The organism is Microbacterium pullorum (assembly GCF_014836535.1).
Lineage (GTDB): Bacteria > Actinomycetota > Actinomycetes > Actinomycetales > Microbacteriaceae > Microbacterium > Microbacterium pullorum.
The window spans coordinates 297,608-322,196 of record NZ_JACSQP010000003.1 but is presented as its reverse complement, the minus strand read 5'-3'; the positions used below and the strand labels follow the sequence as shown (position 1 = coordinate 322,196).

Sequence of the window (24,589 nt, the reverse complement as noted above, 5' to 3'; positions counted from 1 at the left end):
CGCCCGTCCCCTCCAACAGCCCGGTTCGGGGCGCGTAACGGGTATCGGAACGCGGTGTAGCGGGGTTCGGGGCGCGTATTGGGTACCGGGCCGTGGTGGACGGGGGTTCGGGGCGCGTACTGGGTACCGTCCTAGGCGACTCCGGCGCTTCCGCGCGGGAGGGGGCGGTGGCGGGCGGGGATCAGCGAGGGGGGAGGATGCCGAAGGCAGCCAGACGCTCCCCGAGCACCGCGGCGGTGGTCAGGTGCGACCAGCCCCATCGGGCGTAGCGACGTTGCGTCGTGCCGCGGATCCAATCCTCACGCTGCTTCTCGGCGTCGAAGACCTCGGCGCGGGAGCGTCCGTCCAGCATCCGGCCGTCGGTGTACTTGATCGATCCGTCGAACTCCCCGAAAGCGTCGGCGTCATCGAGGGCGAGGTCGACGAAGAAACTGCCGCCGGACGGTGATGGGACGGCGACTTGCAGCCTTATCCGGTGGAATCCGAGTTCGACGAGCCGTATGCGGCTGATCGTCTCGCCGGGCAGATGCGCGCGGCCATCGGCGAACTCCACGACGCGTTCGGCGCGACGTATCCCGTGCGCGCTGTCACGGACGATCTGCAGGAGTCCCGCGCGGAACTCCGCTGCGCCCGCCACGTCGTACGAGCCGTCCCGCGGTGCGAACAGGGTGTGAAGCGCGGCATCGGCCGAGGCGACCGCCTGTTCGAAGGTCGCCGTGCGCGCCATATCTGCCACTGAGCGCGGCAGGCTCGTGCACAGCAGACCGTCGACCTCGACGACGTCGGAGCCGACGTCGCCGCGATGTCGCACAACGCCGTGCGCCGCGCCCGGTCTGCCGTCCTCCGTGATGACGTGCACGCGGTCGTCGCGCGCCCGATACAGCGGCTGTCGGTGCAGTGCCAGCGCGGTTTCATACGCGAACACGGGCCGCGTCGCGGAGACGGCGGCGAGGGCGTGGGCTCGGGCGACGATTCGACCCTCGGGGTGGGCGGTGCGCCAATCGCCGGTGTGGACGTACAGGCCGCGCCGCAGCCGAACGAGCGTGCCGCCGGCGGCGGATGCCGCGATCTGGCGGCCCGACAGCCCGCGCTCGTGCAACTGTTCCCGCGTCATCAGTCGGATGTGTTCGGTCATGGTCTGAGCATCGGCGCTGAGCGGTTCGCCGCGGGGATCGAGCAACCGCAGATGGGGAGGACACGCCGAAGATCCGCGCTGTGGGGGGAGCCGTGACGCCCGTCGGCGCTGCATGACCGCGATCTCGTCCGCGGTTTCGGGGCGCGTATCGGGCAACGGACCGGCGTCGCGCGGGATTCGGGGCGCGTATCGGGCAACGGACCGGAGTCGCGCGCGGTTCGGGGCGCGTATTGGGTATCGAACGGCGCGCGGGCGCGGGAACTCAGCCGCGCGCGAGCCGCTCCTGGAGGTTCAGTCGCACGGCGGGCCACTCATGGGGGAGGATCGAGAATACGACGGTGTCCCGCAGCGTGCCCCCGGGGCCGAGCCGGTGGTTGCGCAGCACGCCGTCCTGCTTGGCGCCGAGCCGCGCGATCGCCGCCCGCGACTGCCGATTGTGCCAGTGGGTGCGCAATTCCACCGCGATCGCCTCGCACGCCTCGAACGCGTGAGCGAGCAGCAGCAGCTTCGCGGCGGTGTTCACCGCGGTGCGCTGCGCGGTGGGGCCGAGCCACGTGTAGCCGATCTCGACGTGACGGTTCGGCAGATCGATGGCGCAGAACGACGTCTCTCCGACAGCCGTCCCCCCGCGCACGACGGCCCACGGGTTCATCTCGCCCGCGTCGCGCATCGCGAGGCGGCGGGAGATGTCGGCGGACACGTCCGCCGGTGCCGGCACAGTGGTGTACCAGGCATGCTCGAGCCCCACGGATGCCGCGGCGAGATCGCCCGCATGCTCCGCCGTGAGCGGCTCCAACCGCACGTGGTCGTTCTCGAGGGTGACGGGGTCGGTCAGCAGCATCCCCCGAGCGTATCGACCCGGCATCCGCACACCGCCACCCGTTCCCGCCGGGTCAGCGCGCGTCGTGCATCGCCGCGTCGACGGCGGACGCTGCGGCAGCGGGGTCGCCGGCGCCGGCGGCTTTTCGCGCGGCCTGCACCGCGCGTCGGCCGACCGGAAGCCAGACCGCGGCCCCCACGACGACGAAGGTCAGGATGCCGGTCGCCACCAGCAGCACCTCGATCGCCACGACGTCGGCGAGCGGCCCGAGCACCGACATGCCCAGTGGCATCGCGACGGCCATCACGATGCCGACGAACCCGAACACGCGTCCCTGCCGCTCCGGTTCCACCGTCTCCTGCAGGAGGGTGAACGCCGGCGTAGAGAAGAACGGCACGGCCAGGCCCACGAGGAACATGAACCCGAAGAAGAACCAGATGTCGGGGGAGAGCCCCATGCCGACGGCCAGCAGGCCGAAGGTGAGCGCCGAGGACACGATCATGCCGATGCGGCTGCGCTTGGCGAAGAACGACGCCACCACGATGCCGCCGAGCACCATGCCCACGCTGAAGGCGATCTCCAGCACCGCGAGGTTCACGACGTTCTGCTCCTCACCGGCGTCGAAGGACCGCACCAGCATGAGGGGGGTGAGGTTGGAGGGGGCGACGGTGAGCAGGAAGATGATGGCGAACAGCGCCAGCAGCCAGCGCAGGAACGCATGGTGCACGACGTAGCGCACCCCCTCGACGAGGTCGGCGAAGTACCCGGTGCGGGTCTCGGATGCCCGGCGCACCGCAGCGACCGGCACGAACGCCAGGAGCACGATGCCGACCGCCGCGGTGGCGACGTCGATGAAGAAGATGGGGATGAGGGAGGCGGGCGATGCGCCCCAGATCGACGCCGCCCACGCGAACAGGGCGCCCGCCAGCGCCGGGGCGAGCAGGGCCATGGCCGATTGGATCGACCCGTTGATGCCGTTGATGCGCATGAGGTTGCGCGCGGGGGTGATCTGCGGAATGAGCGCCGAGACGGCCGGCGTCTGGATGCCGGCGCCGGCTGAGCGGATCGCCAGGGTGAGGAAGATGAGCCACACCCCGTCGTATCCGGTCATCATCATCATCGCGAGGGCGAGCGTCGTCACGGCGATGGCGGCATCGGCGCCCATGATGAGGAACTTGCGGTTGTGGCGGTCGGCCCACACGCCGCCGAAGATCGACACGATCGCCTGCGGAAGGAACCCGAAGATCGCCGCGAGCGCCATGATGTCGCCGCGCTGGTAGGTGATGGTGAGGTACCAGAACACCGAGTACTGCACGAGCATCGAGCCCAGCAGACTCACGGTCTGCCCGCTCAGGAACAGCACGACGTTGCGCAGCCAGTGCGGCGCATCGCCGGCCGCGCCGGCCGCGCCGGGCTCGTCGCCGGGCGCGTCCGGTGTGCCCGCCGCCGGCCGTCGTGCGTCGTCGCTCGTCATGTCGTCGTCCCGCATCGCTGCCCCCTGGTCATCGCGAGCCATCGCGGGTAGGGACACTAACACGACGCCCCGACACTCACTCCGAGGCGACGAGCTCCTTCGCGCCGGCCTCGAGGGCGCCCAGCCGTTCGCGGGCGTCAGCGGCGGTCTCCCCCCGCACGTCGAGGTAGGCCTTGAGCTTGGGCTCGGTGCCGCTGGGGCGCACCACGACACGCGACCCGTCGACGAGCCACAGCCGCAGCACATCACCGGGCGGCAGGTCGTCGAGGCCGTGGAGCAGGTCGTCGATGCGCTCCACCGCGACCGCGCCCACCGCGCGCGGCGGTTCGGCGCGCAGCCGCGCCATGATGCGCCCGATCACCGAGACATCCTGCACGCGCAGCGAGACCTGGCCGCTGGCGAAGTAGCCGAACTCCTCCTGGAAATCCCGCAGCAGATCGGCGGCCGTCGCCCCGCGACCACGCGCTTCGGCCACCAGGCCCAGCATCGCGACGGCGGCGGAGATGCCGTCTTTGTCGCGCACCGTCTCGGGGTTGACGAGGTAGCCCAGCGCCTCCTCGAACCCATAGACGATGCCGGGTGCGCGGGAGATCCACTTGAACCCGGTGAGGGTGGCGTGCGAGCTCAGTCCATACCGTTCCGCGACGACGGCAAGGCCGGGGGAGGAGACCAGCGAGCAGGCGAGCGAGGCCTCTCGGCCCGCTCCCGCCGTCGCCGCCAGCCGCGCCGCACGCCAGCCCAGCAGCAGCCCGACCTCATTGCCGGTGAGCGGTCGCCAGCCGCCGGCGACGTCGGCATCGGGCACGGCGACGGCAAGACGATCGGCGTCGGGGTCGTTGGCGATGACGAACTCCGCGTCGACGCGGCGCGCGGTCTCGAACGCCAGGTCCATCGCCCCGGGCTCCTCGGGGTTCGGGAAGGCGACGGTCGGGAACGTGCCGTCGGGCTCGGTCTGTGCGGTCACGAGTGCGGGGGCGGGGTAGCCGGCGCGCTCGAGGATCTTCGAGAGCGTCTCCCAGCCCACCCCGTGCATCGCGGTGTACACCCACGTCATGCCCTCGAGGCTCCCGGGAGCGGGCGACACCGCGGCCGTCGCGGCGACATAGGCCTCGACGACGTCTTCGGAGGCGGTCTCGTAGCCGTGCGAGCGGGGGATGGATGCCAGGTCTCCGGCATCCGCCACGCGCTGGATGTGCGCGGCGATCTCGGCGTCGGCCGGCGGCACGATCTGCGCGCCGTCGTCGGCGCCGCCGAGGTACACCTTGTAGCCGTTGTCGTCGGGCGGGTTGTGGCTCGCGGTGACCATGACGCCGGCATCGGCACCCAGGTGGCGCACCGCGAAGGCGAGCACGGGCGTCGGCAGCAGGCGCGGCAGCAGGATGGCCCGCAGCCCCGCGCCGGCGAACACCTCGGCGCTGTCGCGGGCGAACACGTCGGAGTTGCGCCGACCGTCGTAGCCGATCACCACGGTGGGCGGGCCGTCGGGTCCGGGTGCGGCGAGCAGGTAGGCGGCCAGGCCCGCGGCGGCCTGCATGACCAGCACGCGGTTCATGCGGTTGCTGCCGGCCCCCAGGCGCCCGCGCAGCCCCGCCGTGCCGAAGGCGAGGCGCGTGCCGAAGCGGTCGGCGAGATCGGCCGCGGCCGACGCGTCGCCGGCGTCGGCGGCGGCGAGGAGCTGGTCGAGCTCGGCGCGGGTCACGGGGTCGGGATCCTGCGCGAGCCAGGCGCGTGCGGCATCCGTCGCATCGGTCACGGCGGCGCCCCGGTCGCTCACAGCGCGCCGATCACGCGGGCCAGCAGCGACGAGATGACCGGTTCGGCGGCCTGACCGGCCTCGAGCACCTCACCGTGGCTGAGCGGGGTGGGCTGGATGCCGGCGGCCATGTTGGTGATGAGCGAGAACCCGAGCACCTCCATGCCGGCCTGACGCGCGGCGATGGCCTCGAGCGCCGTGGACATGCCGACGATGTGGCCGCCGATCGTGGCGGCCATGCGTACCTCCGCCGGGGTCTCATACTGCGGACCGCGGAACTGGCAGTACACGCCTTCGTCCAGCGTCGGGTCGATCTGCCGCGCGATGTCGCGCAGCCGGGCGGAGTAGAGGTCGGTCAGGTCGATGAATGTGGCGCCTTCGAGGGGGGACGCGCCGGTGAGGTTGATGTGGTCGCTGATGAGCACCGGCTGACCGGGCTTCCAGGTGTCGCGGATGCCGCCGGCGCCGTTGGTGAGCACCATGACGCGGGCGCCGGTCGCGGCGGCGGTGCGCACGCTGTGGACCACCCGTCGCACGCCGTGGCCCTCGTAGAAATGGGTGCGTGCGCCGATGACGAGCACGTTCTTGCCGCCGGCGGTGCGCACGCTCCGCAGCGTTCCGACGTGCCCCTCGAGTGCGGGCTTGCTGAAGCCGGTGACCTCCGTCGCCGGGAACACCGCTGTCGTCTCGCCGATCAGCTCGGCGGCCTTGCCCCAGCCGCTGCCGAGGGTGAGGGCGATGTCGTGGTGCGCGACGCCCGTGATGCGGGCGATGTCGGCGGCGGCATCGGCGGCCACGCCGAACGGGTCGGCGGCGGGGTCGTCGAGGGGGTGGGAGGTCGTGGGTGACATGCCCCCACTTTATGAACTCGGATGCCTCGGGGCCAGCAGCGCGGCCTCGGCGGGTGATCGCGCCCTGCGAGAATGGAGGCATGTCGTTGAGTTTCGAGCGCACCCAGTCCGTCGCCGTCCTCGGGGGCGGCCCCGGCGGCTACGAAGCGGCGCTCGCCGCCGCACAGCTGGGTGCCGCCGTGACCCTCGTCGAACGCGCGGGCGTGGGCGGGGCGGCGGTCATGACCGACGTCGTTCCCTCCAAGAGCCTCATCGCCACCGCCGACGCAGCCGTGGCCATCTCGCAAGCGGGCGACCTGGGCGTGCAGCTGTTCGCCAAGGGCGCCGACGGCAAGCCGCTCAAGCCCGAGATCGCGATCAACCTCGCCGCCGTCAACAAGCGACTGCTCGTCCTCGCGCGCCAGCAGTCCGATGACATGCGGGCGACCCTCGTCGAGGCGGGGGTGCGCATCGTCGCCGGCCACGGGCGCCTGGACGGGCACCACGCCGTCGTGGTGTCCACGGGTCCCTCGGGCACCGACTTCGACCGCATCGAGGCCGACACCCTCGTCGTGTCGGTCGGCGCGTCGCCGCGGGAACTGCCCAGCGCCAAGCCCGACGGCGAGCGCATCCTCACGTGGACGCAGCTGTACGACATGAAGACCCTCCCCGAGCACCTCATCGTCGTGGGGTCGGGTGTCACCGGTGCCGAGTTCGCGGGCGCCTACATGAACCTCGGCGCCCGGGTGACCCTCGTCTCCAGCCGCGACCACGTGCTGCCGGGTGAGGACCCGGATGCCGCGGCGGTACTGGAGCGGGTGTTCAAGCGCGGCGGCATGCAGGTGCTGTCCAAGGCCCGCGCCCAGCGCGTGGAGCGCTCCGGAGACGGTGTCGTGGTGACCCTCGCCGACGGGCGCACGGTGGAGGGCAGCCACTGCCTCATGGCGGTGGGGTCCGTGCCCAACACCGCAGGCATCGGCCTCGAGGAAGCCGGCGTGCAGCTGACCGACTCCGGACACATCCGCGTCAACCGCGTGGCGCGCACGTCGGTGCCCAACATCTACGCCGCCGGCGACTGCACGAGCTTCATGCCCCTGGCATCGGTCGCCTCGATGCAGGGTCGCATGGCCGTGTTCCATGCGCTCGGCGACGCCGTGATCCCCCTCGAACGCCGTCGCATCACGGCGAACATCTTCACCGCCCCCGAGATCGCGACCGTCGGCTGGCAGCAGGCCGACATCGAGGCGGGGAGCATCAACGCCCGCGTGCACAAGCTGCCGCTGGCGGCCAACCCGCGAGCCAAGATGATGGGCGTGCGCGACGGCTTCGTGAAGATCATCGCGCGCGAAGGCAGTGGCGAAGTCCTCGGCGGTGTGATCGTCGCCCCGCGCGCGTCGGAGCTCATCTACCCCATCGCCATCGCCGCCGAGCGGCGCTTGACCGTCGACCAGCTCTCCCGCGTGTTCGCGGTGTACCCGTCGCTGTCGGGGTCGATCACCGACGCCGCCCGCGCGATGCACACCGTCGACCGCACCACCGACGCCGACGCGTAGCGGCCGCCGGGGGGCGCTCCGGCCGGGCGCCCGCCGTGTCGGTGTGGGCGTCAGCTGATGGTGAGGAGCAGATGGCCTGCGGCCACCGTCGTGCCCGGCTGTGCGTCGATGCCGCCGATGACGCCGTCTTTGTGGGCCTGGATGGGCTGCTCCATCTTCATGGCCTCGAGCACGACGACGAGGTCTCCCTTGACGACCTGCTGACCGTCGTTGACGGCGACCTTCACGATCGTCGCCTGCATCGGGCTGGTCACGGCGTCGCCGGAGGCTCCTGCCATGACCGTCGGTGCGTGGGTGCGCCGCGACGGCGGCACCGCGACGGGGCGTCCGACGCGCGCGGGGGAGGCCACGATGCGATCGGGCAGGCTCACCTCGAGGCGCTTTCCCGCCACCTCGACCACGACGGTGTGCCGCTGCTCGCCGGCATCCGGCGCCTCGGCCTCGCCGTCCCACGGCGCGATGTCGTTGTCGAACTCGGTCTCGATCCAGCGGGTGAACACGCCGAACTCGCCGTTCGCGGCGGTGAACGCGGGGTCGCGCACGACGCGGCGGTGGAAGGGCAGCACGGTGGGCATGCCCGCGACCTCGAATTCGTCGAGGGCCCGGCGGGCGCGCTCGAGCGCCTCGGCGCGGTCGCGGCCGGTGACGATGATCTTGCCCAGCAGCGAATCGAACGCGCCCGAGACGACATCGCCTGCGGTCACGCCGGAGTCGAGGCGGATGCCGGGGCCGCCGAACGTCTTGAAGACGTGGATGCGGCCGGGCTGCGGGAGGAAGCCGCGGCCCGGGTCCTCGCCGTTGATGCGGAACTCGATCGAGTGGCCGGTGGGCTCCGGATCGACGCCGTCGAGCAGGCCCCCCTCGGCGATGCGGAACTGCTCGCGCACGAGGTCGATGCCGGTGACCTCTTCGGAGACCGGGTGCTCGACCTGCAGGCGGGTGTTGACCTCGAGGAACGAGATCGTGCCGTCGGCGCCGATGAGGAACTCGCACGTCCCCGCCCCGACGTAGCCGACCTCCTTGAGGATCGCCTTGGACGAGGTGTACAGCACCTCGTTCTGCTCCGGAGTGAGGAACGGCGCCGGCGCCTCCTCGACGAGCTTCTGGTGGCGGCGCTGCAGTGAGCAGTCGCGCGTGGAGACGACGACCACGGTGCCGGCGGCATCGGCCAGGCACTGCGTCTCGACGTGGCGGGGCCGGTCGAGGTACTTCTCCACGAAGCACTCGCCGCGGCCGAAGGCGGTGATCGCCTCGCGGGTGGCCGACTCGAACTGCTCGGCGATCTCGTCGAACGTGCGGGCGACCTTGAGCCCGCGTCCGCCGCCGCCGTAAGCGGCCTTGATGGCGATGGGCAGGCCATGCTCCTGGGCGAACGCGACGACCTCGTCGGCGCCGGCGACGGGGCCGGGGGTGCCGGGGGCCAGGGGCGCACCGACCTTCTCGGCCACATGGCGGGCGGTCACCTTGTCGCCCAGCGCCTCGATGGCCTCCGGCGAGGGGCCGATCCACACCAGGCCCGCGGCGATGACGGCGCGCGCGAACGCGGCGTTCTCGGCGAGGAAGCCGTATCCGGGGTGCACTGCATCGGCGCCGGCACGCCGCGCGACCGAGAGGATCTTCTCGATCGACAGGTACGTGTCGGCACTCGTGGTGCCGTCCAGGGCGTAGGCCTCGTCGGCGAGGCGGGCGTGGAGGGCGTCGCGGTCCTGGTCGGCGTAGACGGCGACGGACGCTTTGCCGCAGTCGCGCGCCGCGCGGATGATGCGGACGGCGATCTCGCCGCGGTTCGCGATGAGCACCTTGGCGATAGCAGGCATGGATGTCAGCCTACCCAGGGTCGGGGACCCTTCTTTGGATCACCCGCACAAGAAAGTGCGGGAAAGGTTTGCCGATGTCTACGAGCGGTTCCACAGTGCCGGCCACGCGACGCCCAACTCACGCGCGAGACGGCGCACCGTCGGCAGTGACATCCCGACGACCGTGGACGGGTCGCCGGCGACGGCGTCGATGAACGGGCCGCCGAGGCTGTCGATCGTGAACGCCCCCGCCACGTGCAGCGGCTCGCCGGTGGCGACGTAGGCGGCGATCTCGTCGTCGTCGATGTCGGCGGCGAAGGTGACCGACGCCGCCGCGACGGCGGACGCCTCGCGCGGCGGCTCGCCCGCGGCCACGCGTACGACGCTGTGGCCGGAGTGCAGGATGCCGGTGCGCCCCCGCATCGCCCGCCACCGGGCGGTGGCAGCCTCCGGTGTGTAGGGCTTGCCGAGGATCTCGCCGTCGAGCTCGAACATCGAGTCGCCGCCGATCACGAGGCCGGTGAATCCGGCTGCGGCGACGCGCCGGGCGACGTCGTCGGCCTTGCGGCGTGCGAGCAGCAGCACGTGCTCGGCGGCATCCAGCACCCGGCCGTGCGCCGCCTGCACCTCGGCGATCACGGCATCCTCATCGACGTCGGGGGCGAGGGTCTCCGGCTCGATCCCCGCCTGGCGCAGCAGCATCAGACGGGCGGGGGAGGTGGAGGCCAGGCACACGCGCATCGTCCCAGCGTAGAGGCGGGCACAGCCGGGTGTGCGAGCATCGAAGGATGGCTACACCCCCGGGCTCTGCGGACGCCCTCATCGATCTCGACGTCACCGATGTCGCCCACGGCGGCGTGTTCGTCGGCCGCCACGACGGGCGCGTCGTTTTCGTTCCCGACGCGCTGCCCGGCGAGCGGGTGCGGGTACGGCTGACCGACATCGGCAAGGCCTCGTTCTGGCGCGGTGAGGTGCTGGAGGTGCTGGATGCCTCACCGCACCGCCGTCCGCACGTCTGGCGCCAGGCCGACGTGGACGTCGACCCCGCCGAGCGTCCCGGAGGCGCGGACTTCGGTCACATCGACCTCTCCCACCAGCGCACGCTCAAGGCCCAGGTCGTCTCCGACGCGCTGCAGCGCTTCGGCGGCCTCGAGCTGCCGGTGACAGTCGCCCCGGTCACCGCCGACGGCGTGGACCGCGCCGGCACGGCCGACGACGACGGCACGCGCTGGCGCACGCGGCTGAGCCTGCACGTGGATGCCGCCGGTCGCGTCGGCCCGTACGCCGCGCGCAGCCATCGCGTCGTCACCGTCGAGGACCACCCGCTCGCCGCGCCCGACATCGAGCGCGTGGCGCTGGAATTGAGCAGTGGTGAACCGGGGCGGATCGACCTGGTGCTGCCGGCTGACGGTCGCGTGCGCGTGCTGGCCCGCCCGGAGCACCACCACCGTGCCGGCGGACGCCGCCTGCGGGGTGGGAGCGCCGCGAAGCACCCGGCGGCGAAGAACTCCAATCCGATGCGCGAGGTCGTCCTGGAGCGGGTCGGCCAGCGGGAGTTCCGCGTGGATGCCGGAGGCTTCTGGCAGGTGCACCGCTTCGCCGCGACGGCGCTCACGCAGCTGGTCTCCGAGCACCTCGCCCAGGCGCAGCCCGACGGTCTCGACCCCGAGGCGCTGCACCTGGACCTGTATGGGGGCGTCGGCCTGTTCGCCGCCGCGCTGGCCGATATCGGTGGCCCTCGCACCCGCGTGCTCAGCGTCGAGTCCGACTCCCGCGCGACCGAGCACGCCGGCGAGAACCTCGCCGAATGGGTCGGTGCCCGCGCCGAGACCGGCCGTGTCGACCGCTGGCTCGCCACGTGGAGCGAGGCGGCCTCGACGCGCGACCGCGACCGGCTGGCGCGCGGGGCGGTGGTGCTCGACCCGCCGCGCTCCGGCGCCGGGCGCGAGGTCGTCGAGGCGATCGCGGGGCTCGCACCGCAGACCGTCGTCTACGTCGCCTGCGACCCCGTCGCGCTCGCGCGTGACCTCTCGACCTTCCGGGATGCCGGATATGCGGTGTCCCGCATCGACGCGCTCGATCTGTTTCCGCATTCGCACCATGTCGAGGCCGTGGCCACGCTCATCCGCGAGGACCCGCACCGATAACATGACGAGCATGATCCGTGTGGCACTCATCGACGATCACGAGTCGGTCCGACTCGGGCTCGAGGCCGCCTGTCTGCGCGCCGGAACCCAAGACGTCGTCTTCTCCGGCAGCACGGTCACCGAGTACCTCGACTGGCGCCTGTACAGCCGGGAGGCCCCGGCCGATGTGGTGGTCCTCGACCTCACCCTCGGCGACGGGACGACGGTCACCGAGAACGTCTCGCGCCTGGTCGGCGACGGTTCCAGTGTCATCATCCACAGCGTCGCCGACCGCCCCGCGACCGTCCGCGAGGCGCTGTCGGCGGGAGCGGCGGGCGTCATCAGCAAGGCGAGTCGCATCGATGAGGTCGTCGAGGCCATCCAGACGGTCGCCGACGGCCATCCCCTCGACAACGTCGAGTGGGCCAGCGCCGTCGACGGCGACAGGGCCTTCGCCGACGCGCAGCTCTCGGCGCGCGAGCGGGACGTGCTGCGCCTGTACGCCGCGGGTCTTCCGCTGAAGGTCGTCGCCGACCGGCTGGGAGTGGCGTACTCGACCGCCAAGGAGAACATCACCCGGGTGCGGTTCAAGTACGTGGAAGTCGGCCGTCCCGCCCCCACGAAAGTGGATCTGGCGCGCCGCGCCATGGAAGACGGACTGCTCACCCGACCCTCAGAGACCCCCGGTGCCTTCTGAGACCAGCCGTCGTGTGCTCGCCGAAGCGCACGGCACGTTCGGTCACACCGCCGACACGGCAGCGGGAATGGCGACGTTCACCCGCGCGCGGGTGGTGCGCTTCACCACGCTCGCCGTGGGAGCGGGCTGCATCGCCCTGGGCGTGCACGCTCTGCTGACCGCGCTCGGTTCCACCGAGGAGCAGGGCGACTGGCGCATCGCGCTCATGATCGTCGTCTTCGTGCCGCTGGCGGCCATGATCGTGGCGTGCCTGGTCGGACGCGGCGTGCACCTGGCTGCGGGCGTGTTCGCGGTGGCCTACCCGATCGCGCTGCTGGCGTGGCCGCTGGCCACCGCGGGATCCCAGCCGGCACCCGATGACGGCCCGTGGATCTGGTTGCTGCTGAACATCGCCACCGTCGCTGCGGTGCTGGCGTTCCCGTTCCCCCTCCAGATCGCCTGGACGGTGCTCGTTCCCGTGCAGTACGGGGTCGTGCGGCTGGCTCAGGCCGAATTCGCGCCGGAGTTCTGGGCGCCGGTGATCCTCGACGTCGTCTACGCCATCATCCTCGCCACCGTGCTGCTGACGCTGGACCGGGTCTACCGGGCGGTGGCGACGCGCGTCGACCGGGCGAGGGTGGATGCCGTGGCCTCGTACGCCGCCGCGGCCGCCGCCGACGCGGCCGAGCGCGAGCGCATCGCGGTGGCGGCGCTCATGCACGACAGTGTGCTGGCAGCGCTCATCGCCGCCGAGCGTGCCGACTCGCCGCGCGAGCACGGACTCGCCGTCGCGATGGCCCGCGAAGCCCTCACCCGCCTCGCCAACGCCGAGCAGGACGTCGGCGAGGGGCCGGACGCCCCGATCGGAGTGGGGGAGCTGGTGGAGCGTCTCGAGCGCGGGGCGCGCGAGGTGGGGATCGAGCTGCAGGCCGACCGGATCCTCGTCGACGAGACCCTCACCATCCCCGGCCGCGTCGGGCGCGCCCTGGCGCTCGCCGCAACCCAGGCCGTCGCGAACGCCGTCGAGCACGCCGCCTCCGCGGGATTGGAGGTCACCGTCTCCGACGGTGACGAACCGGGCGGCGTCGTCATCGTCATCCGCGACCACGGCACCGGGTTCGACCTCACCACGGTTCCCGACGACCGGCTCGGCATCCGTGCCTCCATCTACGCCCGGGTGGCCGCCGTCGGCGGTCGGGCGCACGTGGCGCCCACCGCGCGCGGCACCACCATCACGCTCGAGTGGAGCCCGCCGGCATGACCCTCAATCCGCGCGTCGTGCTGTCCGCCCTCGGGGTGGCATTCACCTCCTACCTCGGTCTCGGCTGGCCCTGGTGGGACGAGGGCTTCGCCGCCCCCTGGGGTGTCGTGGTCTTCGCCGTCTCGCTGTACCTGGTGACGTCGTGGATCTGCATCTTCTGGGAAGACCGGCGCGGGCATCCTGCCCCCGGCGAGCTCGACCGGTCCGAGACCGTGGGGGACGGCGGCGAGGTCGAGGATGACGCCGGCGCTGTGGCGGTGCCGTCGCTCATGACCTCGGGGGTCAGTGGGCCCACCGTGGCGCCGGCGTGGGTGGCGGGCCTCGCGCTCGTGACCGCGGCCGTCGTCCCCTCCCTCATCTGGGCCAACGTCGACGTCGCATCGCGGCAGCTTCCCTTCGCCACGTGGACGATCGGTGCGATCGGCGCCCTCATGGCGATCGTGGTGGTGCGCCGGCGGCCGGTCGTCGCCTGCATCGGCATCGTGCTGCTGGGTGTGCAGGGCGCGCTGTGGATCGGCATCGTCCCCACGCTGTCGCTGGGGCTCGTCGGTTCGGCGGTGTGGACGGCGATGGCGCAGCTGCTGATGTGGTCCACCGATCGCGCGTCGCGCGAGAGCGAGCAGCTCGAGAGCCTGCAGCGGGCGGCGTCGGAATGGCTCGCCTCACAGGCGGGGCGTCAGCGCGAACGCCGGGTGCAGGTCCGGCGCGCTCTCGCGGTGGCCGGCCCCGTGCTCACCCGCACGATCGACGCGGGCGGCGACCTCGCTCCCCACGAACGGGAGATGGCACGCCTGGCCGAGGGGAGACTGCGCGACGAACTGCGCGGGCGGCGGCTGCTCGACGACGACGTGCGCGGCGTGCTGGAGTCGGCGCGCCAACGCGGCGCGAATGTGACCGTCCTCGATGAGGGGGGCCTGGACGGCGTCGGTGAGCGGGACTTGCGGGTCGTCCGCGCCGAGCTGGCCGAGGTGCTGCGCAACGCCCGGTCCGAGCGCATCTACATCCGCACCGCGCCGCACGACACCGTCGCGGTCACCGTGGTCGGCCGCTCCCGTGCCGACGGCGAAGACACCGTCGACCTCTGGCAGGAGATCTCGCTGCCCGCCCGGCAGCGCTGAGCCGCACAGACGGCTCCGTCTGCGCAGACAGAAGAAGAGGCGAGGGGCGGCGAAGCCGCCTGCCCCTCGCCTTGCGGAGCGGTTACCCGAAAACCACTCCGCAGGGGGTCGATCCCCGGATCCGAAGAACGGAGCGGGTCGACCGACGCAGAATTGCGTTCAGCAGATTAAGTATCCGCCGGGGGTGCGAGGGATGTCTGTAGGTATTTTGGGGGACACCGCGCGGGGATCAGCCGATGCCGCGGACCCAGCCGGCATCGCGGTCGAACGGCCGGCGCAGCCCGCGGGCGGACATCTCCCATCCGCCGCGCACCGGGGGATCATCGACCACGGCGGTCGCGGCCTCGCGGTCGTACGCCTCGGTGACGACGGCGACGACGGCGGCCAGTTCGATGTCGTCGGGCGCGCCGCGGCGCACCTCGACGCGGATCGGGTCGGTGTCGGGCGTGCTCACAGGGGGATGTTCCCGTGCTTCTTGGGGGGCAGGCTCGCTCGCTTGCCGCGGAGCGAGCGCAGGGCCTTCGCCACCGATACGCGGGTCTGAGCCGGCTCGATGATGCCGTCGAGCTCTCCTCGCTCCGCCGCCAGGAACGGCGAGGCCACGTTGTAGGTGTACTCGGTGGCCAGGCGCGTGCGCACCGCGGCGACGTCTTCGCCCGCGGCCTCAGCGCGCTTGATCTCGCCGCGGTAGAGGATGTTGACCGCGCCCTGACCGCCCATGACCGCGATCTCGGCGGTCGGCCAGGCGAGGTTGACGTCGGCGCCGAGCTGCTTGGAGCCCATGACGATGTAGGCGCCGCCGTAGGCCTTGCGCAGGATCACCGTCACCAGCGGCACGGTGGCCTCGGCGTAGGCGTACAGCAGCTTCGCGCCGCGGCGGATGACCCCGGTCCATTCCTGGTCGGTGCCGGGGAGGTAGCCCGGCACGTCGACGAGGGTCACGATGGGGATCGAGAACGCGTCGCAGAAGCGCACGAATCGGCTGGCCTTCTCACCGGCCTCGATGTTGAGCGTGCCGGCCATCTGCGACGGCTGATTGGCGATGATGCCGATCGTGCGGCCCTCCATCCGACCGAACCCGATCAGGATGTTCGGGGCGAACAGCGGCTGCACCTCGAGGAAGTCCCCCGCGTCGACCAGGCGCGAGATGACCTGGTGCATGTCGTAGGGCTGGTTCGCGGAATCGGGGATGAGTGTGTTCAGGCCACGATCGGCATCCGTCGTCTCCCACTCGAACTCGTTCTCGTAGCGGGGGAGTTCTGCCATGTTGTTGTCGGGCAGGAAGCCGATGAGCGTGCGCGCGTAGTCCAGCGCGTCGTCCTCGTCTTCGGCCAGGTAGTGCGCGACGCCCGAGCGGGTGTTGTGCGTGTGGGCGCCACCCAGCTCTTCCATGCCGACGTCCTCGCCGGTGACGGTCTTGATGACATCGGGGCCGGTGACGAACATCTGGCTGGTCTTGTCGACCATGATCACGAAGTCCGTCAGCGCGGGGGAGTACACCGCACCGCCGGCTGCGGGCCCCATGATGATCGAGATCTGCGGGATGACGCCGGAGGCGGCGGTGTTGAGGCGGAAGATCTCGCCGTACTTGCCGAGGGCGACGACCCCCTCCTGGATGCGCGCGCCGCCGGAGTCGAGCATGCCGATGATGGGCATGCCGCCGCGCAGGGCGAACTCCATCACCTTGATGATCTTGTCGCCGGCCACTTCACCCAGCGAACCGCCGAAGGTGGAGAAGTCCTGCGCGTACACCGCGACGGTGCGGCCGTGGATCGTGCCGGTGCCGGTGACGACGGAGTCGCCGTACGGGCGGGACCGCTCCATCCCGAATGCCGTCGTGCGGTGGCGCACGTATTCGTCGAACTCCACGAACGAGCCGGGATCCACGAGCAGCTCGATGCGCTCGCGCGCGGTGAGCTTGCCTTTGGCGTGCTGCTTGTCGCGCGCGGTGGTCTCCGCGTCGAGCACCGCCTCCTGGTAGCGATTGCGGAGGTCCGCGATCTTGCCGGCGGTCGTGGAAAGGTCGGGCTGATCCGTCACCGTTCCACACTACCGATGAGACCCCCGGGGGAGTTGGAGGGTGCGCACAAGGGCTGTCGGCATCTGCTGTGGCAACCCGCCTTCGGCGTAGGGTGTCGCCATGACGCTCCCCACCGCAGGGTTCCCGCTGGCCGCCGCCGTCTCGCCGCGGCTGCAGGTGGTCGGATCCACCGGCTCCACCAACGCCGACCTCGTCCGTGACGCGCAGCGCGACCCGGTGGGGCACCCGCACCTGTCGGTGCTGCTGACCGACGACCAGCGCGCCGGCCGCGGTCGCCTGGACCGCCATTGGACGACCCCGCCGGGCACGGCGCTCGCGGTCTCGGTGCTGCTGCGCGTGCCCACGCTGCCGGCTCATGCCCGCGGCTGGATCCCCCTGCTCGCCGGGACCGCCATGACCGCCGCGATCGCCGACGCACTGCGCGGACGCTCGCACGAGGTGCGCATGAAATGGCCCAACGACGTGCTGCTGGACGGGGGCAAGGTGTGCGGCATCCTTGCCGAGGCGGTGCCCGGTGACGCGGGAGCGGTGGTCGTGGGAGCAGGCGTGAACACGACGATGACCCCCGCCGACCTCCCCGTGCCCACGGCGACCTCGTTCGCCGCCGTGGGGGTCACCGTCGACCTCGACGACCTGCTGGCGCGCTACCTGCGGGAGTACGACCGGCTGCTGGGCACGCTCGTGGCTGCGGGCGGTGACGCGGCGGCATCCGGGGTGCGCGACGAGGTCTCCGCGCGATGCGACACGCTCGGGCGGGACGTCTCGGTGGCCATGCCCGACGGTGGCGTGCTCGTGGGGCGGGCCGTGCGACTGGACGCGGACGGGCGTCTGGTGGTCGAGGTCGCCGGGGTGGAGACCGTCGTCTCCGCCGGCGACGTCGTGCACGTGCGCTGAGACCGCTCGGGCGCGTCACGCCGCCGAGGTCGCCCGCGCCCGACACAATGGTCGTGTGACCCAGCCGATGAGCTTCGCGGGGCGCCCCCTCACCCCGGCGCCCGGCGCGCCCACGCCCGAACTGCGCGTCGCGCGCCTGCGCGGCCACGCCCGCCGCATGGCGTGGCCCGCACTCGTGCTCATCGCCGTCGCCGGAGCCGTCGGGTACTTCTGGGAGAATCTGCCGGCGCCGCTGGAGAACTGGATGCTGCCGACCGCGGCCGCCGTGATCGTGCTGCTGCTGGTCGTGTTGCCCTTCCTCGCGTGGCTCTCCCGCACCTACACGATCACCACGCGGCGCGTCATCGCCCGCTCGGGACTGTTCACCACCCACCGCACCGAGCTCACCCACGCCCGGGGATACGCGATCCGCGAGCGCCGTGGCCCGCTGCAGCGACTGTGGGGCACGGGCACCCTCATCCTCGTCAACGGCGTCGATGCACCCCTGGTGATGAAGGACATCCCCTCCATAGCCCTCGTGCACGAGGTGCTGGCCGACCAGGTCGAGGTGAGCCAGATCCTCGCCCACCGCGACTCCCACGCCATCCCCACGATCACCCACGACCCCGGTCCGCCCCCGCCCCTGCCCGGCCGCTGATCCGACTGCCGCGCGCCGCGACGCCGATGCGCGAAGATGAAGGGGACGGACGGACGGACGGAAGGATCGGCATGACGCTGCGAGTCGGAGTCGTGGGAGGCGGGCAGCTGGCCCGCATGATGATCGCGCCGGCGGTGGAGCTCGGCATCGAGCTGCGCGTGCTCGCGGAGCAGCCGGGCATGGCGGCCTCGCTCGCCGCGACCGCGGTGGGCGACTACCGCGACGCAGAGACCGTGCTCGCCTTCGCCCGCGACGTCGACGTCGTCACGTTCGATCATGAGCACGTCCCGCAGCCGGTGCTGCACGCGCTCGAGGAGGCGGGCGTCGCGGTGCGCCCCGGCGCCGATGCGCTGCGCTTCGCGCAGGACAAGCTGCTGATGCGCGCGCGGCTGGAAGAACTCGGCATGCCGCAGCCGGATTGGGCGGCGGTGGCCGACGCCACCGAACTGCAGGACTTCCTCGACGCGCACGGCGGGCGCGCGGTCGTGAAGACCCCGCGCGGGGGGTACGACGGCAAGGGTGTGCGTGTCGTCTCGGCGGCGACCGAGGCCGATGACTGGTTCACCGTGCTGGCCGAGGACGCCCGTGGCGGCGCGCTGCTCGTGGAGGAGCTGGTGGAGTTCACCCGCGAGCTCGCGCAGCAGGTGGCGCGCCGGCCGTCCGGTGACATGCGCTCGTACCCCGTCGTGGAGACCGTGCAGCGCGAGGGTGTCTGCGCCGAGGTCATCGCCCCCGCTCCCCACGCGGCCGAGCGTCTCGCAGACGTCGCGCGGGGCATCGGCGAGGCGATCGCCGAGGGTCTCGGGGTCACCGGCATGCTCGCCGTCGAGCTGTTCGAGACGAGCGACGAGCGGGTGCTCGTCAACGAGCTCGCGATGCGCCCCCACAACAGTGGACATTGGAGCCAGGACGGCGCCGTCACCGGTCAGTTCGAGCAGCACCTTCGCGCGGTGCTCGACCTGCCGCTGGGCGACACGACGCCCCGGGAGGCGTGGTCGGTCATGGTCAACATCCTCGGCGGCCCGGTGGCGGGCGGCCTGAGCGACCGGTTCGCGGCCGCGATGGCCGAGCACCCCGCGGCGAAGATCCACACCTACGGCAAGGACCCGCGTCCGGGCCGCAAAGTGGGGCACGTGACGGTCGCCGGCGATGAGCTGGACGAGACCGCCTACGAGGCCCGCGCCGCGGCCGTGCACTTCGACGACTGAGCCCGCGCTCCACGGTCGGACGCAGCAGGGAGCGCGCCGTTGCGGGCAACTCGCAGGCGCGCGCCCTAGCCTTGACGGGTGACCCGACCGCTGCACTCCTCCGAAGCACCCCTCGTCGGCGTCGTCATGGGCTCCGACTCCGATTGGCGCATCATGAGCGATGCCTCACAGGTGCTGTCGGAGTTCGCCGTACCCCACGAGGTCGAGGTCGTCTCCGCCCACCGCACGCCCGACAAGCTGCTGCGCTACGGGCGCGAGGCGCGCGCACGCGGACTCAAGGTCATCATCGCCGGCGCCGGCGGGGCCGCCCACCTGCCGGGCATGCTCGCCTCGGTCACCGGCCTTCCCGTCATCGGGGTGCCGGTGCAGCTGGCCACCCTCGACGGGCTCGACTCGCTGCTGAGCATCGTGCAGATGCCCGCCGGCATCCCGGTGGCCACCGTCTCGATCAACGGCGCCAAGAACGCCGGCCTCCTCGCCGCCCGCATCCTCGCCACCGGCGATGACCGGCTCGCCGACCGGGTCGAGGCGTACGCGCGCGACCTCGAGGCGCAGGTCGAGGAGAAGAACCGGCGGCTGAAGGACTCGCTGTGAGCGTGACGAGTCCGCCGCGCAGCCCGGCGCGCCCCGCGGCGTCGCGGTCGCGACTCGTGCAGGACCGGCCGATGCGGCATCCGGATGCCACATCTCCCGATGTCATGACCCGCCGCGCATGGTGGCTCGTGCTGCTGAACTTCCTGCTGCCGGGGTCGGCCCAGGTGCTCGCCGGCAACCGGCGGCTGGGGCGGTTCGGGATCGCCGCGACCCTCGTCATGTGGGTACTGGTCGTCGTCGGCGTGCTCGCCGCGCTGCTGTGGCGCCCGCTGGTCTCCGCGGCCGCCTCCAACTGGTTCGTGCTCACCGTGGCGCAGGTCGTGCTGATCGCCTACGTCGTGCTGTGGGTGGTGCTCACGGTCGACACCCTGCGCCTCGTGCGTCTGGTGCGGGTGCGCCCAGCCGCCCGGGCGGGCGTTGCGGGACTCGCGGTGGTGCTGCTGGTGCTCGCCGGCGGCGGCACGGCGTACGCCGCGTACTCGGTCGGCACCCTGCGCGGTGCCTTCGGCGCCATCTTCGGGCAGAGCGGCCCCAGCGTGCCGCCGTCGGACGGCTACTACAACATCCTGCTGCTCGGCGCCGACAGCGGCGACGGCCGCGACTCGATGCGCTTCGACAGCATCTCGGTCGTCTCCGTCAACGCCGAAAGCGGGGCCGTGACGATCACCGGCATCCCGCGCGACATCCAGAACGCGCCGTTCTCGGAGGGGCCCATGCAGGACCTGTACCCCGCGGGCTTCGAAGGTCACGGCGACCCCACGTGCGGGTGGGGCTCGGGGATCAACCAGCTCATGAATGCCGTCGAGGTGTGCCGCGACGGGTCGGGCCTGTACCCCGATGCGGAATCGCTCGGATCCACCCCGGCGGTGGAGGCGACCAAGGATGCCGCAGAGGGGATCCTCGGCATCGAGATCCCGTACTACGTCTTCGTCGACATGCACGGGTTCGCGGCCATGATCGACGCGCTCGGTGGTGTCGACATCACCGTCGCCGAACGCCTGCCCAAGGGTGGGGGCCCTGCCTACGACGGCCAGCCGGCCGAGGAGTGGGCGTCCGGGTGGATCGAGGCGGGAGAGCAGCACATGGACGGCGACACCGCCCAGTGGTACGCCCGATCGCGCTACACCACGAGCGACTGGGACCGCATGCAGCGTCAGCGCCAGCTGCAGCAGGCGATGCTCGCGCAGCTGGACCCGACAACGGTGCTCACGCGGTTCAACGAGATCGCCGCGGCCGGGCAGGACCTCATCCAGACCGACCTGCCGCAGTCGATGTTCCCCGCGTTCGTCGAACTGGCGCTGAAGGCGAAGGAGCAGCCGGTGACGACCCTGGAGCTGACGCCGCAGGGCATCGGCATCGATCCGGAGGAGCCGGACTACGACTACGTGCACGAGATCGTGCAGTCGACGCTGCATCCGCCCACACCCACCTCGACGCCGGAGGACTGAGCGATGACGACGACACTGCGTGTCGTGCTGGATGACGACGCCGCCATCGGGCCGATCGCCGAAGCCTCACGGGAGCTCGCGCGAGGGCTGGTGCGCACCGCGCCGTCGGGGTGCGAAGTGGCGGTGCTGCTCCCCGCCGCCGCTGACGACGTGGTCGCCGCCGTGCGGGCGGATCTTCCCGGCATCGCTCGGGCCGACACCGCGCCGCTGGCGCGTCGCGAGCTGGCGGCGTCGTGGCAGCTGGGGATCGCGGCGGGAACCGGCGGTGGCATGATCCACTCGCCGAGCCTGCTGGCCCCGCTCGTGCGTCACGACCGCGTGTACGACCACGACCAGACCGTCGTGACTGTGTGGGACCTCGCCGCGTGGGAGGCACCGGATGAGTTGTCGCGCACGCATGTGCTCTGGCACAAGGCGATGCTCAAGCGTGCGGTGAAGCATGCCGACGCCGTCGTCGTGCCCACCCACACCCATGCCGAGGCACTGCGCGGAATCGCTCCGAAGCTCGGTGACCGGCTGCGGGTCATCGCGGGCGCGCCGCCGGCAGGGTTCGCGGTTCCGGCTGACGAGGCCGGGCGCCGACGCACGCATGGTCTGCCGGCGCAGTACGTGCTCGTCGACGGTGCGCGCCGTGCCGGCTTGGACGACGCGTTCGCCGCCGTCGCGCGCGAGGGCGGCGACCTGTCGGTCGTCGTGACCGAGGTCGGCGACGAGGCTGTGGCGACCGTGGCCGCCGCCGCGGTGGCAGCGGGTCTGGCCGAATCGCGGGTGCACGTGAGGGGGCGATTGGATGCCGGTGACCGCGCCGCCGTGCTGGCGGGCGCCGAAGCGGTGTTGGCGCCCTCGAGCCTCACCGGCTTCCCGTGGACGGTCGTGGAGGCCCTCGCGGTCGGTGCACCGGTGATCGCAGCCGACAGCGGTGCGCATCGCGAGGTGATCGTGGAGGGCGGGCTGCTCGTGGCCGCCTCAGCCGATGGGCTGGCCGGGGGGCTGGCCGAGGCCATCGGGTCCGATGCCGCCCGCACCCGGCTCGCGGTGCTCGCGGGCGACCGCGGGAGGGCGTTCTCGTGGCTCGGGGCCGCCGAGCGGGTGTGGCAGCTGCACGCGGAGCTTTAGCGCCGTCGCGGGTCAGTCTTCGCGCTGTAGCGCGATCGGCTCCCACCGGGCCAGGAAGGCGGCGACCGCATCGCGAGTGGCGGGGGTCTCCGGACGGAAGCTCGGAAGAATGTAGCCGTCGTCCCAACCGCTCGTGATGCCTACCTCACGGAGCCAGCTGATCGCCGTGAACGCCGGGTGCGAGACGCTGACGTCATGGAATGGTGAGCTCGTCCCAGCGGCGGTTCGGGGGCGTCCGGCGGCGAGGTAGAGGAGCTCAGCGAGCGTTCCGCGGTCGATGATGGTGTCTGCCGCGTCGGATGCCACGCTGTGCGCGACCGCCGATGTTGCTGGGGCGGCGCCGAGCGCAGCCAGTGCCTCGCTGAGCGTGCGTGGCGAGATGGGATCGGCCGGGCGGAAGAGCCGGCGTCCGGCGGCATCCTCGCTCACATCCAGCACTCCGCGTTCCGTCATGTCGAGGATCTCGGGGAGGAGCGCGTGATCGCGTGGCACGTCGGCGAACGGCGACGTGCCCAGTCGGCGGAGTCGTTCGACCGCGTCCGTGGAGGAACCGTCGTAGAGGACCTTTCCGTTGCGCAGGAGGATGCCGCGGTCGCACAGCGCAGACACCATCTCGAGGTCGTGTGAGACGACCACGAGTGTCTTGCCCTCCGCGCGCAACTCCCGGATCCGGGCCAAACACTTCTTCTGGAAGGGTTCGTCTCCCACAGAGAGGATCTCGTCGATCAGCAGCACGTCCTGCTCGGTGTGGATGGCCACGGAGAAGGCCAGGCGCAGGAACATGCCGGAGGAGTAGTGCTTGACCTCGGTGTCGATGAAACGTTCGATCTCGCTGAACGCGACGATCTCATCGAACCGTGCATCGATCTCCTTCTTGGACATGCCCAAGATGGCGGCGTTCAGGTAGATGTTCTCGCGGCCGGAGAGGTCGGGATGAAACCCCGCGCCCACCTCGATGAGGCCGGCGACGCGACCGCGGGTGAGGACATTGCCCGAGTCGGGGCGGAGCACGCCCGAGATGAGCTTGAGCAGTGTCGACTTGCCGGATCCGTTGAGACCGAGCAGTGCGACTGCCTCGCCTTCGGCTACTTCGAAGGAAACCCCCGCCAGTGCATGGAAGCTCGTCGACAGCGGCTTGCGGCGAACCGCAGCGACGAACGTCTCCTTGAACGAGTGGGTGTGTCGGAGCGAGAACTTCTTGTGCACACCGTCGATGACGATGCTGGGAAGTCCTGGCTGCTCAGAGATCCTGCGCAAAGCGTCCCTCCAGACGACGGAAGACCAGTTGGCCGATCACCAGCACGGCAGCGGACAGGAGCGCAGCGTAGCCCGCGTACTGCCAGAGACCCGGAAGCATCTCGGCCCCGCGCGGATCGAGGGGGGACCACAACCCGTAGTGGAACAGTTCGACGGCCGCAGTCAACGGATTCAGCCGGTAGAGCACGAACAGCCATTCCGGCATCTGGTCGGCCACCATGTGCCACTGATACATCACCGGGGAGGCCCACACCGCCATCATCACGATGATCTCGACGAAGCTCTGCGCATCGCGGAACGTGACGTTGATGGAACCGAACAGCAGACCGAGGCCTGTCGCGAGTACAGCGATGATCATGAGCGCCACGACAAGCGCAGCGATGTGGGCGACAGTCGGCGCCCAACCGAAAATGAGCGCGATCACAACGACCACGATGATCTGCGGGAGCACATTGACGGTCGCGACAAGGACGCTCGCGATGGGGAACATCTCCCGGGGAAGGAAGATCTTCTTGATGAGCGCCGCGTTGTCGACGAGCGATCGTGTTCCGTTGGAGAACGCCTCGTTGAAGAACGTCACGACGGTGATTCCTGCGAGCAGGTAGATCGGATAGAAATCGATCTGCTTGTTCAAGCCGAGGAACACACCGAGTGCGACGAAGAACACCGCGAACTGCACCAGCGGTTTGACGTAAGACCACACCCAACCGAGGACCGACCCGCGATAGCGAATCTGCACTTCCTTGCGCACGAGCAGGGAGAGCAAGTAGCGGCGACGGAAAACGTCCGCCACTCCGAGACTACGACCGGGATCCTGCATCAGCGAGGAATCGGGAACCAAGGGGGGCATCG

The 24,589-nt window shown here is 71.3% G+C and carries 22 protein-coding genes and 1 pseudogene; 11 read left to right on the top strand and 12 right to left on the bottom strand.

Annotation, left to right across the window (positions count from 1 at the left end; all coding sequences use genetic code 11):
- Positions 1-181: 181 nt before the first annotated feature.
- The 5 genes from H9651_RS06370 to H9651_RS06350 form a co-directional block, all read right to left on the bottom strand.
- On the bottom strand, positions 182-1,135 hold the full coding sequence (locus tag H9651_RS06370) for a hypothetical protein (protein WP_191718432.1): 954 nt from the start codon (positions 1,133-1,135) through the stop codon (positions 182-184).
- 262 nt (positions 1,136-1,397) lie between these two features.
- Positions 1,398-1,976: a GNAT family N-acetyltransferase gene (locus H9651_RS06365; protein ID WP_191718431.1), complete on the bottom strand. Its 579-nt coding sequence runs from the start codon at positions 1,974-1,976 to the stop codon at positions 1,398-1,400.
- Between the two features lie 52 nt (positions 1,977-2,028).
- The gene (locus H9651_RS06360) at positions 2,029-3,444 is read right to left on the bottom strand and encodes an MFS transporter (protein ID WP_225216429.1); all 1,416 of its coding nucleotides are present in this window, start codon (positions 3,442-3,444) and stop codon (positions 2,029-2,031) included.
- A gap of 61 nt (positions 3,445-3,505) precedes the next feature.
- Complete coding sequence (locus H9651_RS06355; protein ID WP_404802998.1) at positions 3,506-5,203, bottom strand: phospho-sugar mutase; 1,698 nt, start codon at positions 5,201-5,203, stop codon at positions 3,506-3,508.
- Positions 5,200-6,033: a purine-nucleoside phosphorylase gene (locus H9651_RS06350; RefSeq protein ID WP_191718430.1), complete on the bottom strand. Its 834-nt coding sequence runs from the start codon at positions 6,031-6,033 to the stop codon at positions 5,200-5,202. Before H9651_RS06350 ends, H9651_RS06355 begins: the two co-directional genes overlap by 4 nt.
- Before the next feature lie 80 nt (positions 6,034-6,113).
- On the opposite strand from H9651_RS06350, the gene H9651_RS06345 reads away from it, so the two are divergent.
- On the top strand, positions 6,114-7,565 hold the full coding sequence (locus H9651_RS06345; RefSeq protein WP_191718429.1) for an NAD(P)H-quinone dehydrogenase: 1,452 nt from the start codon (positions 6,114-6,116) through the stop codon (positions 7,563-7,565).
- Between the two features lie 50 nt (positions 7,566-7,615).
- Here the strand turns inward: H9651_RS06345 and H9651_RS06340 are convergent, their stop codons facing one another.
- The gene (locus H9651_RS06340) at positions 7,616-9,382 is read right to left on the bottom strand and encodes an acetyl/propionyl/methylcrotonyl-CoA carboxylase subunit alpha (RefSeq protein WP_191718428.1); all 1,767 of its coding nucleotides are present in this window, start codon (positions 9,380-9,382) and stop codon (positions 7,616-7,618) included.
- Between the two features lie 78 nt (positions 9,383-9,460).
- The gene (locus H9651_RS06335; RefSeq protein WP_191718427.1) at positions 9,461-10,102 is read right to left on the bottom strand and encodes a Maf family protein; all 642 of its coding nucleotides are present in this window, start codon (positions 10,100-10,102) and stop codon (positions 9,461-9,463) included.
- A gap of 47 nt (positions 10,103-10,149) precedes the next feature.
- Between H9651_RS06335 and H9651_RS06330 the strand changes: the two genes are divergently transcribed.
- From H9651_RS06330 to H9651_RS06315, 4 genes are read left to right on the top strand one after another with little or no spacing between them, the layout of a single operon-like run.
- Positions 10,150-11,508 carry a class I SAM-dependent RNA methyltransferase gene (locus tag H9651_RS06330; protein WP_191718426.1) on the top strand — a complete coding sequence of 453 codons (1,359 nt, stop codon included), beginning with the start codon at positions 10,150-10,152 and terminating at the stop codon, positions 11,506-11,508.
- Positions 11,509-11,518: 10 nt separating this feature from the next.
- Complete coding sequence (locus H9651_RS06325; RefSeq protein ID WP_191718425.1) at positions 11,519-12,184, top strand: response regulator transcription factor; 666 nt, start codon at positions 11,519-11,521, stop codon at positions 12,182-12,184.
- Entirely contained in the window at positions 12,174-13,424 is a 1,251-nt protein-coding gene (locus H9651_RS15015; protein WP_318244784.1) for a sensor histidine kinase, read from the top strand. The genes H9651_RS06325 and H9651_RS15015 overlap by 11 nt, the downstream gene beginning before the upstream one ends.
- On the top strand, positions 13,421-14,542 hold the full coding sequence (locus tag H9651_RS06315; RefSeq protein WP_191718424.1) for a hypothetical protein: 1,122 nt from the start codon (positions 13,421-13,423) through the stop codon (positions 14,540-14,542). The genes H9651_RS15015 and H9651_RS06315 overlap by 4 nt, the downstream gene beginning before the upstream one ends.
- A 229-nt stretch (positions 14,543-14,771) precedes the next feature.
- On the opposite strand, the gene H9651_RS06310 is transcribed toward H9651_RS06315, so the two are convergent.
- Positions 14,772-14,996 (bottom strand): acyl-CoA carboxylase epsilon subunit, encoded by a 225-nt coding sequence (locus H9651_RS06310; protein WP_191718423.1) that lies wholly within the window; start codon positions 14,994-14,996, stop codon positions 14,772-14,774.
- The gene (locus H9651_RS06305) at positions 14,993-16,582 is read right to left on the bottom strand and encodes an acyl-CoA carboxylase subunit beta (protein ID WP_191718422.1); all 1,590 of its coding nucleotides are present in this window, start codon (positions 16,580-16,582) and stop codon (positions 14,993-14,995) included. Before H9651_RS06305 ends, H9651_RS06310 begins: the two co-directional genes overlap by 4 nt.
- Positions 16,583-16,682: 100 nt before the next feature.
- Here H9651_RS06305 and H9651_RS06300 point away from each other — a divergent pair, with 100 nt between their 5' ends.
- The 6 genes from H9651_RS06300 to H9651_RS06275 all read left to right on the top strand — a co-directional run bounded on the left by H9651_RS06300 (position 16,683) and on the right by H9651_RS06275 (position 22,480).
- Positions 16,683-17,477: a biotin--[acetyl-CoA-carboxylase] ligase gene (locus H9651_RS06300; protein WP_191718421.1), complete on the top strand. Its 795-nt coding sequence runs from the start codon at positions 16,683-16,685 to the stop codon at positions 17,475-17,477.
- Between the two features lie 55 nt (positions 17,478-17,532).
- On the top strand, positions 17,533-18,114 hold the full coding sequence (locus H9651_RS06295) for a PH domain-containing protein (RefSeq protein WP_318244783.1): 582 nt from the start codon (positions 17,533-17,535) through the stop codon (positions 18,112-18,114).
- 71 nt (positions 18,115-18,185) lie between these two features.
- Complete coding sequence (locus H9651_RS06290; RefSeq protein WP_191718420.1) at positions 18,186-19,322, top strand: 5-(carboxyamino)imidazole ribonucleotide synthase; 1,137 nt, start codon at positions 18,186-18,188, stop codon at positions 19,320-19,322.
- A gap of 126 nt (positions 19,323-19,448) precedes the next feature.
- Positions 19,449-19,916 (top strand): 5-(carboxyamino)imidazole ribonucleotide mutase, encoded by a 468-nt coding sequence (gene purE, locus H9651_RS06285; protein ID WP_191718567.1) that lies wholly within the window; start codon positions 19,449-19,451, stop codon positions 19,914-19,916.
- Positions 19,913-21,364, top strand: coding sequence for an LCP family protein (locus tag H9651_RS06280; RefSeq protein ID WP_191718419.1), 1,452 nt, complete (start codon positions 19,913-19,915; stop codon positions 21,362-21,364). Before purE ends, H9651_RS06280 begins: the two co-directional genes overlap by 4 nt.
- 3 nt (positions 21,365-21,367) lie before the next feature.
- Positions 21,368-22,480: a glycosyltransferase gene (locus H9651_RS06275; protein ID WP_191718418.1), complete on the top strand. Its 1,113-nt coding sequence runs from the start codon at positions 21,368-21,370 to the stop codon at positions 22,478-22,480.
- 12 nt (positions 22,481-22,492) lie between these two features.
- Here H9651_RS06275 and H9651_RS14695 read toward each other — a convergent pair whose 3' ends face one another.
- From H9651_RS14695 to H9651_RS06265, 3 genes and pseudogenes are all read right to left on the bottom strand, one after another.
- Entirely contained in the window at positions 22,493-22,933 is a 441-nt protein-coding gene (locus H9651_RS14695) for an S-layer homology domain-containing protein (protein WP_225216491.1), read from the bottom strand.
- A 66-nt stretch (positions 22,934-22,999) separates the two neighbouring features.
- Positions 23,000-23,737, bottom strand: a pseudogene (locus tag H9651_RS14690) (ABC transporter ATP-binding protein); the annotation flags it as partial.
- Positions 23,721-24,587, bottom strand: coding sequence for an ABC transporter permease (locus H9651_RS06265; RefSeq protein ID WP_191718416.1), 867 nt, complete (start codon positions 24,585-24,587; stop codon positions 23,721-23,723). The pseudogene H9651_RS14690 and the gene H9651_RS06265, both read right to left, overlap by 17 nt.
- Positions 24,588-24,589 lie beyond the last annotated feature (2 nt).

Coding starts and splice junctions, on each gene's coding strand:
- H9651_RS06370 (WP_191718432.1), bottom strand. CDS start 1,135: ATGACCGAACACATCCGACTGATGACGCGGGAACAGTTGCACGAGCGC.
- H9651_RS06340 (WP_191718428.1), bottom strand. CDS start 9,382: ATGCCTGCTATCGCCAAGGTGCTCATCGCGAACCGCGGCGAGATCGCC.
- H9651_RS14695 (WP_225216491.1), bottom strand. CDS start 22,933: ATGACGGAACGCGGAGTGCTGGATGTGAGCGAGGATGCCGCCGGACGC.
- H9651_RS06330 (WP_191718426.1), top strand. CDS start 10,150: ATGGCTACACCCCCGGGCTCTGCGGACGCCCTCATCGATCTCGACGTC.
- H9651_RS06335 (WP_191718427.1), bottom strand. CDS start 10,102: ATGCGCGTGTGCCTGGCCTCCACCTCCCCCGCCCGTCTGATGCTGCTG.
- H9651_RS06265 (WP_191718416.1), bottom strand. CDS start 24,587: ATGCCCCCCTTGGTTCCCGATTCCTCGCTGATGCAGGATCCCGGTCGT.
- H9651_RS06350 (WP_191718430.1), bottom strand. CDS start 6,033: ATGTCACCCACGACCTCCCACCCCCTCGACGACCCCGCCGCCGACCCG.
- H9651_RS06345 (WP_191718429.1), top strand. CDS start 6,114: ATGTCGTTGAGTTTCGAGCGCACCCAGTCCGTCGCCGTCCTCGGGGGC.
- H9651_RS06325 (WP_191718425.1), top strand. CDS start 11,519: ATGATCCGTGTGGCACTCATCGACGATCACGAGTCGGTCCGACTCGGG.
- H9651_RS06275 (WP_191718418.1), top strand. CDS start 21,368: ATGACGACGACACTGCGTGTCGTGCTGGATGACGACGCCGCCATCGGG.
- H9651_RS06315 (WP_191718424.1), top strand. CDS start 13,421: ATGACCCTCAATCCGCGCGTCGTGCTGTCCGCCCTCGGGGTGGCATTC.
- H9651_RS06360 (WP_225216429.1), bottom strand. CDS start 3,444: ATGCGGGACGACGACATGACGAGCGACGACGCACGACGGCCGGCGGCG.
- purE (WP_191718567.1), top strand. CDS start 19,449: ATGGGCTCCGACTCCGATTGGCGCATCATGAGCGATGCCTCACAGGTG.
- H9651_RS06290 (WP_191718420.1), top strand. CDS start 18,186: ATGACGCTGCGAGTCGGAGTCGTGGGAGGCGGGCAGCTGGCCCGCATG.
- H9651_RS06300 (WP_191718421.1), top strand. CDS start 16,683: ATGACGCTCCCCACCGCAGGGTTCCCGCTGGCCGCCGCCGTCTCGCCG.
- H9651_RS06365 (WP_191718431.1), bottom strand. CDS start 1,976: ATGCTGCTGACCGACCCCGTCACCCTCGAGAACGACCACGTGCGGTTG.